Origin of the sequence: Vibrio sp. 1CM2L, assembly GCF_023161695.1 — a bacterium.
Classification (GTDB): domain Bacteria; phylum Pseudomonadota; class Gammaproteobacteria; order Enterobacterales; family Vibrionaceae; genus Vibrio; species Vibrio coralliirubri.
Genome location: NZ_JALNTT010000008.1, coordinates 126168 through 139442 on the forward strand (window position 1 = coordinate 126168; position 13275 = coordinate 139442).

The window sequence follows — 13275 nt, forward strand, 5'->3', positions numbered from 1 at the left end:
TACAAATCTGTCACGAGTATAGCAAGGAATGGATGAGGCGGGCTAGTGGAATAATTCTCCAAGCAGAGTATGATATGACCAGTAAATTTGTGAATTAAATTGAGTAAATGGCTCAAAGTTATAGGTATTAATATGAAAATTGCAGTGGCCGGTACTGGGTATGTGGGTCTATCAAACGCAATGCTGTTAGCACAACATCATGAAGTGGTCGCGGTAGATATCATCGATGAAAAAGTGACAATGCTGAATAGTAAGCAGTCGCCGATTGTAGATAATGAGATTGAGCACTTTCTATCAAATAAGGTGCTGAATTTCAGGGCGACAACAGATAAAGCGGCTTACAAAGATGCTGAGTTTGTCATCATTGCTACTCCAACTGATTATGATCCAAAAAATAATTATTTTGATACCAGCTCTGTGGAATCGGTCATTAAAGACGTCATGGATATTAACCCCAAGGCTATCATGGTGATTAAATCAACAGTACCTGTTGGTTATACTGAGCGCGTTAAGCAAGAGCTGAACTGCGAAAACGTTATGTTCTCACCTGAGTTTTTGCGCGAAGGCAAAGCCCTGTACGATAACTTACACCCATCACGAATCATTGTTGGTGAGCGTTCTGAGCGAGCTAAAGTGTTTGCAAATCTGCTGGTTGAAGGTGCTGAAAAAGAAAATATAGATGTGCTATTTACTAATTCAACAGAAGCAGAAGCAGTAAAGCTATTCTCAAATACTTATCTAGCAATGCGTGTTTCTTATTTCAATGAGCTCGACTCTTACGCCGAAGCGCACGGTTTGGATTCTCGCCAGATTATCGAAGGTGTGGGCTTAGACCCTCGTATTGGCAATCACTACAATAACCCTTCATTTGGTTACGGTGGTTACTGCTTACCAAAAGATACCAAACAACTGTTGGCTAATTACCAAGATGTACCTAACAACATTGTGGGTGCCATTGTCGATGCTAACCGCACTCGTAAGGACTTCATTGCGGATTCAATTATTAAGCGCTCGCCAAAAATTGTCGGTATTTATCGATTGATCATGAAGGCTGGTTCAGACAACTTTCGTGCGTCGTCGATTCAAGGGATTATGAAGCGTTTGAAAGCAAAGGGTATTGAAGTGGTCGTGTTCGAACCTGTGTTGGAAGAAGAGCATTTCTTTAACTCGAAGGTTTATTCTGATCTCGAAGAGTTCAAAGCTGTATCGGATGTGATTGTATCCAACAGAATGGTCGATGAACTATCAGACGTTGCAGATAAGGTATACACACGAGATCTGTTTGGCAGTGATTGATAGAAGGTTAGTTTTAGCGCTTGCTAATTCGACCAGATGTTAACAGCTCGATCTATTCGTTTAGTGGGGATATACTGAGCCACTAAACGGATAGGGATACTAATTACTAATGAAAACACGTGACAAGATTGTTTACGCTGCACTAGAGCTTTTTAATGAGCACGGCGAGCGCAGTATTACGACCAATCATATTGCTGAACATATTGAGATTAGCCCTGGCAACCTCTACTACCACTTCCGCAACAAACAAGAAATTGTCCGTGATATCTTTACTCTCTATTCGACAGAATTACTTGAAAGATTCACACCTATTCAAGGACAGCAAGAAAGCCTCACGCTACTAAAGAGCTACTTAGATTCTATCTTCACGCTGATGTGGAAGTACCGATTCTTCTATGCGAACCTACCTGAAATATTGTCACGTGATGAAAAACTCCACCTTGATTACATGGCTGTACAAGAAAAGCTGCAAACTAATCTTGTCGACATTATGAGAGCCTTTGTTGAGTTGAACTTGCTCAAAGCAACGGATACGGAAATGAAGTCTATGGTCACTTCTCTTCACTTGATCGCATCGGGTTGGTTAGCTTATCAATCGGCGATGTCTCCAAAAGCCCAAATTACCGAGCAAGTGGTACATCAAGGAATGTTGCAGATGATTGCGACCGTTAAACCAATTGCGACTGCGCAAGGTTTTGAGCAGCTGACATTGTTGGAAGACGGTGTAAGGGCGTTGAACTCTAAGTAGAAAGAGACGAATAAGCGAGATACGAAGAGCTGTGGTTACTCATTAATACGATTACTGCACTCGCTTTTTAAAGCTCTTGGTTAACATGTTATTCGTATCGATTTCTTCATCATGCATTGTAAATAGCGACGTCATTCCCTACAGTGAGGTACGAGCGTGATAGGGAATCTTTCTTTACCCTCGAGGTTAACAATGTAGTAGCGAGATTCCAGATATTTCGTTCCTCAATTCTGGAATGACGAGGCTTTGTACGTAACTAGTCCAAGGTTTCTTAACTATTTGGGGTTACTCAAGACTATTAGTACTTTTTCTCGTACCAACTTTAACCCTTCTGTATCTGGAACATTCGCTCACGCATCTGCTTTATGCTCTTCGCATCTCGGTTACTCGAATCCCGTATCTGCTCTTACCTAACTAACCAACTCTTCGGATTCTGAGCTTGGCTGTTTCTGCGAATCTCAAAGTACAGTGATGGGCGCGTTTGGCCGCCAGTGTCACCAGCAAGCGCGATGGCTTCACCCGCTTTAACCTTGTCACCTTCTTTCTTTAAAAGCGCTTGGTTAAAGCCATAGAGTGTCATATCACCTTTACCATGGTCGAGAAGAACCACTAAACCATAGCCACGCAGATACTCTGCAAACACAACCGTGCCTGAGTAAACCGACTTTACCTGCTGCCCGTACTTGGCATTGATCACCATGCCTTTCCAGTTAACTTGACCCGTTTGGCTTGAGCCATAGCTATGCAAAACTTTGTCTTTGATTGGCCAAGGTAGTTTGCCTTTACGTTTGGCTAAGCCATCCATAGGGACAGCATTACGTCGCTCTCGAGCCGCTTTTTCTGCTTTCGCTATTTCAGCTTTGAGGCGAGTTTCATTTCGCTGAAGCTCTGCTAAGTAATTCTTGTCACCCGAGATGTTCTTCTTGATGCTACCAACGGTTTTCTTACGTTGTGTTTGGGTTTTGGCTAGCGTATCGCGCTTGGTAGTTTGTTGTTTTAGCAGTGTTGCTATCTGTTCTTGCTCAAGTTGACGTTGTTTATGGCTCTCTTCTAGCTCAAGTTGAGTTTGTTCAATCGTTTTGATTGTTGCGGAGCGAGCTTTGGCAAGGTGTTGGTAATAGTGACTGATACGATCTTCTTCGACACCCGTGTTGAGGATGTGAGAAGACGCTTTGGCTCGACTTGTCATGTAGTAAGTCTGAATCAGTTGCTCTAACTTATCGGTATGGACTTTTTTCTGAGCAGTAAGCGCTTTAATCTTGGTGTCTAAGTTAGCAATATTTGCATTGGCAGTATTGAGTTGCTTTTTACTGTCTAGAATCGCTTTTTCAAGCGAAGCGATGGATAGCTCTTGTTTCTTGAGGCTTGCTTGTAGGCTATCGAGTTTTTTCTGTTGTGAGGACAGGTTTTTTTGTTGGCGAGATATTTCACTCGATACGCCTTTCAGTTCCCCCTGAGAGGCGGCAAATGACGATGTAGATAACAGAGCAGCGCAAAGGCTGGTAGATATCAGAAGAGTCCGGCTAATGGCTCGAATTTGTTTCATCATTATCGTCATTTAGTTGTATTCATCTGCTCTTAATTTTTCGAATTTCGCTGAATCGAATCCCGCATCTGCTTTTAAGCTTTTCGTATCTCGGTTACTCGAATCTCGAATCTCGCATCTGCTTTTAAGCTTTTCGTATCTCGGTTACTCGAATCCCGCATCTGCTTTTAAGCTTTTCGTATCTCGGTTACTCGAATCCCGCATCTGCTTTTAAGCTCTTCGCATCTCGGTTACTCGAATCACGCATCTGTTCTTAAATCCCATCACCATGGATGAAGTTCTGAGAGCGACCATTGAACCCTTGGTCCATGTCTAAAGAGGGCTTGTCTGTTTTCGGTTTTCCGACAATTTTTGCAGGAACCCCAGCGACTGTTGTATGAGGTGGTACGGCTTGCAGAACCACAGAGCAAGAACCAATCTTCGCGCCTTCACCCACTTCAATGTTGCCGAGTATTTTAGCACCGGCACCAATCATTACGCCTTCACGGATTTTAGGGTGACGATCGCCACCTTCTTTACCTGTGCCACCAAGGGTTACATCTTGAAGAATCGACACATCATTTTCGACTACGGCAGTTTCACCAATCACAATGCCTGTCGCGTGGTCGAGCATGATCGCTTTACCGATACGAGCTGCAGGGTGAATATCCACTTGGCAAGCAACCGAAATTTGGTTTTGTAGGTAAGTGGCAAGCGCAATACGACCTTGCTTCCACAACCAGTTAGCCACTCGGTAACCCTGAAGGGCGTGGTAGCCTTTCAGATAAAGCAGGGGCATCGAGTACATCTCGACCGCAGGATCTCGATTTACCGTCGCGCAAATATCACAAGCGGCAGCATCAATAATCGATTGGTCCTGCTTAAATGCTTGTTCTACCACTTCACGCACTGCCATCGCTGGCATTGAAGCTGTTTTTAGCTTGTTTGCTAGGATGTAGCTAAGGGCTGCGCCTAAACTTTCATGGTTGATGATCGTGGCATGATAAAAACTCGCAAGCATAGGTTCTTGCTCCGACTGCTGTCGAGCTTCCTTCACAATGCATTGCCAAACTTTTTGTTGTTCACAGTGTTTCATTTTACCATCCATTCCTTAAACCAGATAAGTGTAGTGAGATGAGAGATGCGAATAGCTTAGAAAAGCCAATTAGAGCAAACGAGATTCTAGAACTGAGGAACAAGCGAGTTGGAGATCTTTCTTTGGGTAGTTCGCATCTCGTATCCGCTTTTATTCTCTTCGTATCTCGTTAGTGCTCTTACTATCTTTCTGACTTCTTGTCTCGTGCAAGTAGATCTTGTGCTGCTAAGTGTGCATCTTTCCCTTGATACAGCACTTGATAAATTTGTTCAACGATTGGCATCTCAACGCCCATGCGTTCTGATAATAACCAAACTTCTTTGGTGTTGCGATAACCTTCAACGACTTGGCCAATTTCTTCTTGTGCGGTATCCACATCTTTGCCTGCGCCAAGCGCCAAACCAAAGCGGCGGTTGCGTGATTGGTTATCAGTACAGGTTAGTACTAGGTCGCCTAATCCAGCCATACCCATGAAGGTTTCTGGTTGTGCACCAAGAGCTGCACCTAATCGGCTCATCTCGGCTAAGCCGCGAGTGATAAGTGCGGTACGTGCATTGGCACCAAAGCCAATACCATCCGACATGCCTGCGCCAATTGCGATAACATTCTTCACTGCGCCGCCAAGTTGCATACCAATGAAATCTGAGTTTGCATACACGCGGAATGTTTTACCGCAGTGGATTTTTTCTTGGATCTCTTCTAGAAAAACTTCATCAGGTGAAGCTACAGAGATAGCTGTTGGCATACCCATCGCTAACTCTTTGGCGAAGGTTGGTCCTGATAGAACCGCCAACGAGTAACCATCACCCAGCACATCGTGCGCGACATCTTTAAGCAGGCGGCCTGTTTCTGGCTCTAAGCCTTTTGTCGCCCAACAGATGCGAGAGTCTGAGGCTAAGTAAGGTTTAACGCTGTTAAGCACAACGCCAAATACGTGGCTTGGGACGACAAGCAAAAGGTCTCGGCTTGAAGTCACGGCTTTTTCTAAGTCAGATTCAATGATCAGACTTTCTGGGAATTCTATATTTGGTAGAAACTCATTGTTCGCACGCTCTGATTCAAGGCGATTCATATGAACAGGGTCATGCCCCCAAAGAACAACATTGGCACCGTTACGCGCTAGAGATATCGCTAAAGATGTCCCATAAGAACCTGCGCCAATCACTGTCATGGCGATCTCTTTGCCGTAAGCGCTGTCTTTACCGTAAGCGTCTGCCGTATTAGTCGGGCGAGTTGTTTCTGTCATGCTTCCACCTAAAAATAATGAGGGAAATCGAAGAGTTCTGAAAAAGCTTTCCACTAAAATAAGCAGAGCTTTCAATCTTAGTACAGTGTAAAGAAAAAATGCACATCGCAGAAGTTGCGATGTGCATTTAAAAGCTAACTAGCGCTTGAATCGTCAGAGTTAAGTTCTACTGTGAGACTTAAGCCTGTTCGCCTTCAGCTTGTTGAGCTTGGTTTTGTAGGTAGTTCATGAACAAAGCATCAAAGTTTACTGGAGCTAGGTTCAGTTGTGGGAACGTACCTTTAACCACTAGGCTAGAAATCGTTTCACGAGCGTATGGGAACAGGATGTTCGGGCAGAATGCACCTAGGCAATGAGCCAGTTGGCCAGCTTCCATTTCGCTTGCTGAGAAGATGCCGCCTTGTTGAACTTCACAAAGGAATGCCGTGTCTTCTGCGTTCTTAACGGTAACCGTTAGACGTAGGATTACTTCGTAAACGCCTTCGCCAAGTTCACGGCTTTGAGTGTCTAGGTCCAGTTTTACATCTGGGTTCCACTCTTTTTGAAACATGTCTGGAGAGTTTGGCGCTTCGAAAGATACGTCTTTTAGGAAGATACGTTGGATTGCGAAGTTTTGTTGTGCGTCTTGTTGTGCTGCTTCAGCCATTTTCTTGTCCTTAAAAATTTATAAGTTAGGTTTTGTTCGTCATATCGCCGAACAAAACCTTAAAGTCATATTCGTGTAATTAGGTCAGTTTACTGCTTGTCGTTAACGGTTTATTACCTTTAACTACTTCTTGCCTTTAACCAAAGGTAAGTTAGCTTCGCTCCAAGCCACTAAGCCACTTTTCAGTACGCTTACGTTTTCGAAACCGGCTTTAACCAGTAGATTAGCGCTTTCTTGAGCGGTTTGACCTGTCTTGCATACTACGATGATTGGGTCTGCTTTGTGGCTTTCAAGGCTACCAAAGCTATTTGCTTTGATGTCTGACGGCAAAATGTGAACTGCGTCCGTAATATGGCCCTTTTTGAACTCATCCTTAGTACGAATATCAACCACAACACCGTTTTCACGGTTAATCATGTGTGTGGTTTGCGCTGCCGTGATCTCTTTGTAGGCTGCGTTTGATGTCTTGATAACGTTCGTAATGATGGCAACAACCAAGCCGATCCATACGATGGCTAAAATCATATTTTCTTGAACAAATGGAACTAACTCTTGCATGTCTTGAACTCTTATTCGTTATGGGGCGAAAAACTATAGGTCAGGAGTATAGCGAGGTTTGGGGTTTTCTGTATAGGCTTTAGCTCTCAGTCTTTATTACGGAATTTATCGTTGATTTGCCTCTTGAGTTACGAAATGAGAGAATAGTTTGATTTGTTGATGGTTACTGACCCATAGTGCGTAGTGTAGTTTCGCTTAATACTAATGGGCGGTAGCGTGCCTGATTAAGGCGCAACCTGTTGGTTTGATGGCCTTATATGATTAGACGTTAAGTGCTAGTTATTGATAATTAGATATAGAGTATGACAATGAAGATTACCCCTGAAAAAATGACTCACTTAAAGCAATTGGAAGCTGAATCTATCCATATTATGCGAGAAGTGGCTGCTGAGTTTGATAATCCTGTGATGTTGTATTCTGTGGGCAAAGACTCTTCTGTGATGCTTCACCTAGCACAAAAAGCGTTTGCCCCAGGTACACCTCCGTTCCCACTTATGCACGTTGATACCACGTGGAAATTCAAAGAAATGATTGAATTTCGCGATTACATGGCAGAGAAAGTTGGAATGAAGTTAATTGTTCATCAAAACCCTGAAGGTGTGGCTATGAACATTAATCCATTTGTGCATGGTAGCTCTAAACATACTGATATTATGAAAACTCAAGGTCTAAAGCAGGCTCTAGATATGCACGGTTTTGATGCAGCCTTTGGTGGTGCGCGACGCGATGAAGAAAAGTCTCGAGCAAAAGAGCGTGTGTATTCTTTCCGTGATGAACATCATCGTTGGGACCCTAAAAACCAGCGACCAGAGCTGTGGAATATTTACAATGGTAAAGTTAACCAAGGTGAAAGCATCCGCGTATTCCCATTGTCTAACTGGACAGAGTTAGATATCTGGCAGTATATATACCTAGAAAATATTGAAATCCCGGGGTTATACCTATCTAAGCCTCGCCCTGTGGTTGAGCGTGATGGTATGTTGATTATGGTTGATGATGAACGTATGGAACTTAAAGAAGGTGAAGTGGCAGAGGAAAAAATGGTACGTTTTCGTACCCTTGGCTGTTACCCACTGACAGGTGCCGTTGAATCTGAAGCAACTACTCTACCTGAAATAATCCAAGAGATGTTACTAACAACGACTTCAGAACGTCAAGGCCGTGCCATTGATCATGATAGCTCTGGTTCCATGGAGAAGAAAAAACGTGAAGGCTACTTCTAATAGGGTTAGGGCTGCTGTATAGCTATTTTGAATATTACTTGAGTCACTAGAGTATGATTGTCACCGCATGTGTCCTTGTTGGGTTGATTGCAACATTAATTAGTAATCGTTTTCGAGCCAGCTACGTGTTTGTTTTTGCTGTTGCTGTGCTCTATATCTTTGGGCAAGTTTCTCAACAAGTAGTTTTCTCAGCCGCCACAAATAGTTCTGTCGTCACATTGCTGCTTTTGCTGCTTTCTTCTCTTGTGCTAGAAAGAACAGCTTTGCTTAATTGGGCGGCTAAAACTTTATCTCATAGTGATTATTGGCAATCTTTGCTGCGGTTGGGGGGGCTTGGGGCGTTAAGTTCTAGCGTACTAAACAATACTGCAGTAGTAGCCACCTTAATGGGAAGTGTGCTAAAAAACCCGTTTCACGCTCCTAAAAAACTCCTTATACCCTTGTCATATTTCTCCATTCTTGGAGGAACCTTAACCTTAATAGGAACTGCAACTAACCTTGTGGTCAGCGGCTTACTCGAAGGGCAAGGCTACCCTGGATTGACAATATTCGCTTTCTTCCCTGTAGGTGTATGTTTGTTACTCGGTTGTGGCTTGATGGTGATGATAGTCTCCCGCTTTCTGCCTGATGAACCTGTGAAGATGGAGTCATTTGGAAGCTATTTTTTGGATGCGGAAGTCGAGGAAGGCAGTAAACTCGTGGGTAAATGTGTATTGGACAACGGGTTACGTTCTTTAGATGGTCTTTTTTTGACCGAGATAATTCGTGATAAACAGCTTATATCTCCCGTATCTCCGAGTGAAAATATATTAGTGGGAGATAAACTTGTATTTAGCGGTGACGTATCTGAGGTTAAGCAGCTTACTTCTTTTGATGGATTAAAGCTTTACGTTGAAGAAGAATTTGAGCTTGACAAGAATCTAGTAGAAGTATTGGTGAGTCCTGAATCTATCTTGATAGGAAAAACTTTAAAACAAGTTGAATTTAGGTCTCGCTTTGATGCCGCTGTAGTCGCAATAGCACGACAAGGTAAGCGCATCTCTGGCAAGCTCGGGGAATGTATTATTCAGAGTGGTGATAAATTCATTCTTGCTGTCGGAGATGATTTTAAAAAACGACCTAATTTATCGCGAAACTTCTTTTTGTTAAGCGATAAGTCAGTAAAAAGCCCTTTATCCAAACCCCAAAATCTATTGGGAATTTTAGGTTTTATCTTTTCCATAGTAATAGCAGCGTGTACTCGTTTAGATCTGATCGAAACCTTGTCTGGTTTCTTGTTGTTATCTTTGGCTTGCAAAATTATAGATGGTACTCAATTGAGGCGGCGTTTCCCATTTGAGTTATTAACGATTCTCGTATCGGCTTTATGTATTGCTAGTGCATTTTCTAGTAGCGGTCTAGCTTTAGCACTGACTCAATCCTTTGAATCGGTTGCAGGGCATTTATCGCCATCTTGGATGTTGGTCGGCGTGTTGGTTTTGACTATTCTGTTAACTGAGATCATGACGAATACTGCAGCAGCTGCCATTATGCTACCAATATCATTAGCATTGGCTACGACTTTTAATATTGATTATTTACCTCTAGCTATGGCTGTAGCCTATGGAGCGAGTGCCTCCTTTATAAGCCCTTTTGGCTACCAAACAAATCTAATGGTGATGAATGCGGGGGCGTATTCCTTTTTAGATTTTGTCAAAGTCGGTTGGATGGTTACCATTTTATATGTAGTAATCGCCGCGATAACTATTCCGATGGTCTTCCCATTTTAGTTTTATATAAGTTGTAATTATGAAATCTCCTTACGTAACTAAAGACAACGATTCCGTTAGCGATGATGTTGTCTGGCATAACTCTACGGTCACCCATGAGCAGCGCGCTAAACAAAAACAGCAAACACCAGTTGCTCTGTGGTTTACGGGACTAAGTGGCTCAGGGAAATCAACGGTTGCTAATGCAGTCGAAAGTAAATTATTAAGTTTAGGTAAGCATAGTTACTTGCTTGACGGTGATAACGTACGTCATGGCCTCAACAAAGACCTGAGCTTTAGTGATACAGACCGTGTCGAAAATATTCGCCGTATTGGAGAGGTAGCGAAGCTATTTGTCGACTCGGGAACTATAGTATTGACAGCCTTTATTTCTCCTTTTATTGCTGATCGAGAACAAGCTCGATCGTTGTTATCGACAGGAGAATTCTTAGAGGTCTTTATTGATACACCATTATCGGTATGTGAGCAGCGTGATCCTAAAGGGCTCTATAAGAAAGCCCGTTCAGGTGAGATTAATAACTTTACAGGTATTGATTCTATATATGAAGCGCCAGTAAACGCTGATATCCATGTTGAAACAGAGGATAAATCTGTAGAAGCTTGTGCTGAAGAGATTATCAATCAACTATCGAAGCTAGGGTATATTTAAATTATGCATTACGATGTATTCAATGGCGATGCTGACGGGATAATTTCCTTGCTTCAATTGCGGAAGGCAAATCCGAAATGCTCAAAGCTTGTTACAGGTGTAAAGCGAGATATTAAGCTTTTACAAAATGTAGCGAAAGAAAGTGATGTCAGTGGTTGTACTATTTTAGACATATCGATGGAGAAGAACATTGATGCACTCTACAACCTAATTGAAAGAGACATCCCTCTTTTTTATTGTGATCATCATCGTACGGGTGAAGTCCCCCAAGCAGATAACTTTACCGCTCTCATTAATCTGGATGCAAATACCTGCACAAGTCTGTTAATTAATCAGCATTTAGCTGGCCGATATGCTGATTGGGCCATAGTTGGAGCATACGGTGACAACATGCTCGTCAATGCTGAGAGGTTGTCTGATATTGTCGGATTGAATCAGGATGAACGAATATTTTTAAAAGAGCTGGGTACGTTAATCAATTATAACGGCTATGGATCGTCAATTGACGATTTACATATCGATCCGGCTGAGCTATTCGAACAACTGATGAATTACCCTTCCCCTTTCGAACTAAAGAGAGATCTAAGTTCTCCTTATTACGATCTCAAAAGCGGGTATGAGGCTGATAACCAACACGTTGAGTCGATAGTGCCCGCTAATACCTCTAATGTGGCGACGATCTATCAACTGCCTTGTGAGCCTTGGGCGAGACGTATTAGTGGTGTTTTTGGTAATGCATTGGCTAACCAAGCACCTAACAAAGCGCATGCGGTTCTAACGCTGAATGAGAGTCAACGAGACTTCACTGTTAGTGTGCGCGCCCCTTTGAATAATCGAACAGGTGCCGATGAGGTTTGTAGTCAATTTTCGACCGGAGGGGGACGAAAAGCCGCTGCGGGCATTAATGCTCTACCTGTCGACGAGAAAGACAAATTCATTGAAATTTTAAATCGTTTTTACAAATAAGTTTGGTCGGTTTGAAGAATAGAAACTCAAGCCTAGACAAGTAAGGAAATACCATGTCACATAGCTCAGAACTCATCGCTCAAGATATTGAAGCATACTTAAAAGTTCATGAAAACAAAGATTTATTGCGTTTTTTAACCTGCGGAAACGTAGATGATGGTAAGTCGACATTGATCGGTCGTTTACTCTTTGACAGCAAGTTGATTTACGAAGACCAAATGGCTGCGATTGAAAAAGATTCTCAGAAATTCAATACCACAGATGAATCATTTGATTTGGCTTTGTTAGTAGACGGTTTGCAGTCTGAACGTGAGCAAGGTATTACGATTGATGTAGCTTACCGATATTTCTCTACTGATAAGCGCAAGTTCATTATTGCTGACACTCCGGGGCATGAGCAATACACACGCAATATGGTTACTGGTGCATCAACGTGCGATCTAGCAATTGTGATGGTCGATGCACGTTACGGGATTCAAACACAGACCCGACGTCACAGTTACATCTGTTCGTTATTAGGTATTAAGCACATCATTGTAGCTATCAATAAAATGGATTTGATGGAATACAGCCAGGAGGTTTATCAACAGATTAAAGCGGGTTACCGTGAAATGGCGAAAAACTTCAATATTGATGATATTCGCTTTGTGCCTATCTCTGCACTTAAGGGGGATAACGTAGTAACCCCAAGTGAAAAAATGGATTGGTACCCGGGCGCGACATTAATGAAGCTGCTAGAAACGGTTAAGGTCAATAAAGACAAGAACTTGGAACACATGCGTTTCCCTGTACAGTATGTGAACCGACCAAATCTAAATTTTCGTGGTTTCTGCGGCACGTTAGCTTCAGGTCAAGTTCAGGTAGGTGATGACGTTACAGCACTGCCATCAGGTAAATCATCTAAAGTGAAATCGGTATTTACGCACGATGGTAAATTAGAAACAGCACAGCCAGGCCAAGCGATTACCATCACACTTGAAGATGAGATTGATATCTCTCGTGGCGATATGATTGTTCATACAGGCCATGAGCCTAAAGTGACCAATCAGTGTAAAGCCCACCTAGTTTGGATGGGTGAAGAGCCAATGCTGACGCACAAAGAGTACCTATTTAAGTTCGCAACAAAGAGTTGTTCAGGCAAAGTGGCTAGCATTGCACATAAAGTGGATGTGAACACGCTAGAGAAACATGCTGAAGAGGCAGAAAGCTTAGAGCTTAACGAGATTGCGCTGACTAACATTAAGCTTACTGACAATGTTGCGATGGATGAGTACCAGCAATTGCCGCAAACAGGCGCATTTATTGTTATTGACCGTATTAACAACGTGACTGTTGGTGCGGGGATGGTTAGTGCTATTTCGGATAAAGAAAATAATGCTACTGGTCGTATTTATACCGAAGCGGAAAAAGCACTAAATGCACTTATTCGCCAACAGTTCCCTGATTGGGAGTGTAAAGAGATCTAAACTCTTTACCAAAGCTATTCAATTAACAGCCGCATATTTGTTTTTATGAGGTTATATTTAAAATATATTTCGGAAGCAAAGCTAGCT

12 protein-coding genes are annotated in these 13275 nt (G+C 42.6%); 7 read left to right on the forward strand and 5 right to left on the reverse strand.

The genetic code is table 11. The features are described from left to right. Positions 1 to 132: 132 nt before the first annotated feature. Both MSG34_RS21150 and MSG34_RS21155 read left to right on the forward strand, forming a co-directional pair. Positions 133 to 1296 (forward strand): nucleotide sugar dehydrogenase, encoded by a 1164-nt coding sequence (locus tag MSG34_RS21150; protein WP_248339283.1) that lies wholly within the window; start codon positions 133 to 135, stop codon positions 1294 to 1296. Between the two features lie 109 nt (positions 1297 to 1405). Further along, complete coding sequence (locus MSG34_RS21155) at positions 1406 to 2044, forward strand: TetR/AcrR family transcriptional regulator (protein ID WP_017061441.1); 639 nt, start codon at positions 1406 to 1408, stop codon at positions 2042 to 2044. A 406-nt stretch (positions 2045 to 2450) separates the two neighbouring features. On the opposite strand, the gene MSG34_RS21160 is transcribed toward MSG34_RS21155, so the two are convergent. The 5 genes from MSG34_RS21160 to MSG34_RS21180 all read right to left on the reverse strand — a co-directional run bounded on the left by MSG34_RS21160 (position 2451) and on the right by MSG34_RS21180 (position 7115). Then, complete coding sequence (locus MSG34_RS21160; protein WP_248339284.1) at positions 2451 to 3602, reverse strand: peptidoglycan DD-metalloendopeptidase family protein; 1152 nt, start codon at positions 3600 to 3602, stop codon at positions 2451 to 2453. Positions 3603 to 3843: 241 nt separating this feature from the next. Continuing rightward, a complete protein-coding gene (cysE, locus tag MSG34_RS21165) occupies positions 3844 to 4665 on the reverse strand; it encodes a serine O-acetyltransferase (RefSeq protein ID WP_009847961.1) in 822 nt (273 codons plus the stop codon). Between the two features lie 181 nt (positions 4666 to 4846). Next, a complete protein-coding gene (gpsA, locus tag MSG34_RS21170) occupies positions 4847 to 5911 on the reverse strand; it encodes an NAD(P)H-dependent glycerol-3-phosphate dehydrogenase (RefSeq protein ID WP_248339285.1) in 1065 nt (354 codons plus the stop codon). Between the two features lie 178 nt (positions 5912 to 6089). After that, positions 6090 to 6557 (reverse strand): protein-export chaperone SecB, encoded by a 468-nt coding sequence (gene secB / locus MSG34_RS21175; RefSeq protein ID WP_009847959.1) that lies wholly within the window; start codon positions 6555 to 6557, stop codon positions 6090 to 6092. A 123-nt stretch (positions 6558 to 6680) separates the two neighbouring features. Next, complete coding sequence (locus MSG34_RS21180) at positions 6681 to 7115, reverse strand: rhodanese-like domain-containing protein (protein ID WP_248339287.1); 435 nt, start codon at positions 7113 to 7115, stop codon at positions 6681 to 6683. Between the two features lie 308 nt (positions 7116 to 7423). Between MSG34_RS21180 and cysD the strand changes: the two genes are divergently transcribed. The 5 genes from cysD to cysN are packed head-to-tail and all read left to right on the forward strand — an operon-like array spanning position 7424 to position 13188. Further along, the gene (gene cysD, locus MSG34_RS21185) at positions 7424 to 8338 is read left to right on the forward strand and encodes a sulfate adenylyltransferase subunit CysD (RefSeq protein ID WP_050644518.1); all 915 of its coding nucleotides are present in this window, start codon (positions 7424 to 7426) and stop codon (positions 8336 to 8338) included. A 53-nt stretch (positions 8339 to 8391) separates the two neighbouring features. Further along, entirely contained in the window at positions 8392 to 10107 is a 1716-nt protein-coding gene (locus MSG34_RS21190) for an SLC13 family permease (protein WP_248339288.1), read from the forward strand. Positions 10108 to 10126: 19 nt separating this feature from the next. Continuing rightward, positions 10127 to 10756, forward strand: coding sequence for an adenylyl-sulfate kinase (cysC, locus tag MSG34_RS21195; RefSeq protein ID WP_248339289.1), 630 nt, complete (start codon positions 10127 to 10129; stop codon positions 10754 to 10756). A gap of 3 nt (positions 10757 to 10759) precedes the next feature. After that, a complete protein-coding gene (locus MSG34_RS21200; protein ID WP_248339290.1) occupies positions 10760 to 11722 on the forward strand; it encodes a DHH family phosphoesterase in 963 nt (320 codons plus the stop codon). A gap of 53 nt (positions 11723 to 11775) precedes the next feature. After that, complete coding sequence (gene cysN / locus MSG34_RS21205) at positions 11776 to 13188, forward strand: sulfate adenylyltransferase subunit CysN (protein WP_248339291.1); 1413 nt, start codon at positions 11776 to 11778, stop codon at positions 13186 to 13188. The last annotated feature ends 87 nt before the right edge of the window (positions 13189 to 13275 follow it).

What these genes read in the sequence shown, in the direction of transcription:
- MSG34_RS21200 (WP_248339290.1), top strand. Translation starts at nt 10,760, where the DNA reads ATGCATTACGATGTATTCAATGGCGATGCTGACGGGATAATTTCCTTG.
- secB (WP_009847959.1), bottom strand. Translation starts at nt 6,557, where the DNA reads ATGGCTGAAGCAGCACAACAAGACGCACAACAAAACTTCGCAATCCAA.
- MSG34_RS21180 (WP_248339287.1), bottom strand. Translation starts at nt 7,115, where the DNA reads ATGCAAGAGTTAGTTCCATTTGTTCAAGAAAATATGATTTTAGCCATC.
- MSG34_RS21155 (WP_017061441.1), top strand. Translation starts at nt 1,406, where the DNA reads ATGAAAACACGTGACAAGATTGTTTACGCTGCACTAGAGCTTTTTAAT.
- MSG34_RS21190 (WP_248339288.1), top strand. Translation starts at nt 8,392, where the DNA reads ATGATTGTCACCGCATGTGTCCTTGTTGGGTTGATTGCAACATTAATT.
- MSG34_RS21150 (WP_248339283.1), top strand. Translation starts at nt 133, where the DNA reads ATGAAAATTGCAGTGGCCGGTACTGGGTATGTGGGTCTATCAAACGCA.
- cysN (WP_248339291.1), top strand. Translation starts at nt 11,776, where the DNA reads ATGTCACATAGCTCAGAACTCATCGCTCAAGATATTGAAGCATACTTA.
- cysC (WP_248339289.1), top strand. Translation starts at nt 10,127, where the DNA reads ATGAAATCTCCTTACGTAACTAAAGACAACGATTCCGTTAGCGATGAT.
- MSG34_RS21160 (WP_248339284.1), bottom strand. Translation starts at nt 3,602, where the DNA reads ATGACGATAATGATGAAACAAATTCGAGCCATTAGCCGGACTCTTCTG.
- gpsA (WP_248339285.1), bottom strand. Translation starts at nt 5,911, where the DNA reads ATGACAGAAACAACTCGCCCGACTAATACGGCAGACGCTTACGGTAAA.
- cysD (WP_050644518.1), top strand. Translation starts at nt 7,424, where the DNA reads ATGAAGATTACCCCTGAAAAAATGACTCACTTAAAGCAATTGGAAGCT.
- cysE (WP_009847961.1), bottom strand. Translation starts at nt 4,665, where the DNA reads ATGAAACACTGTGAACAACAAAAAGTTTGGCAATGCATTGTGAAGGAA.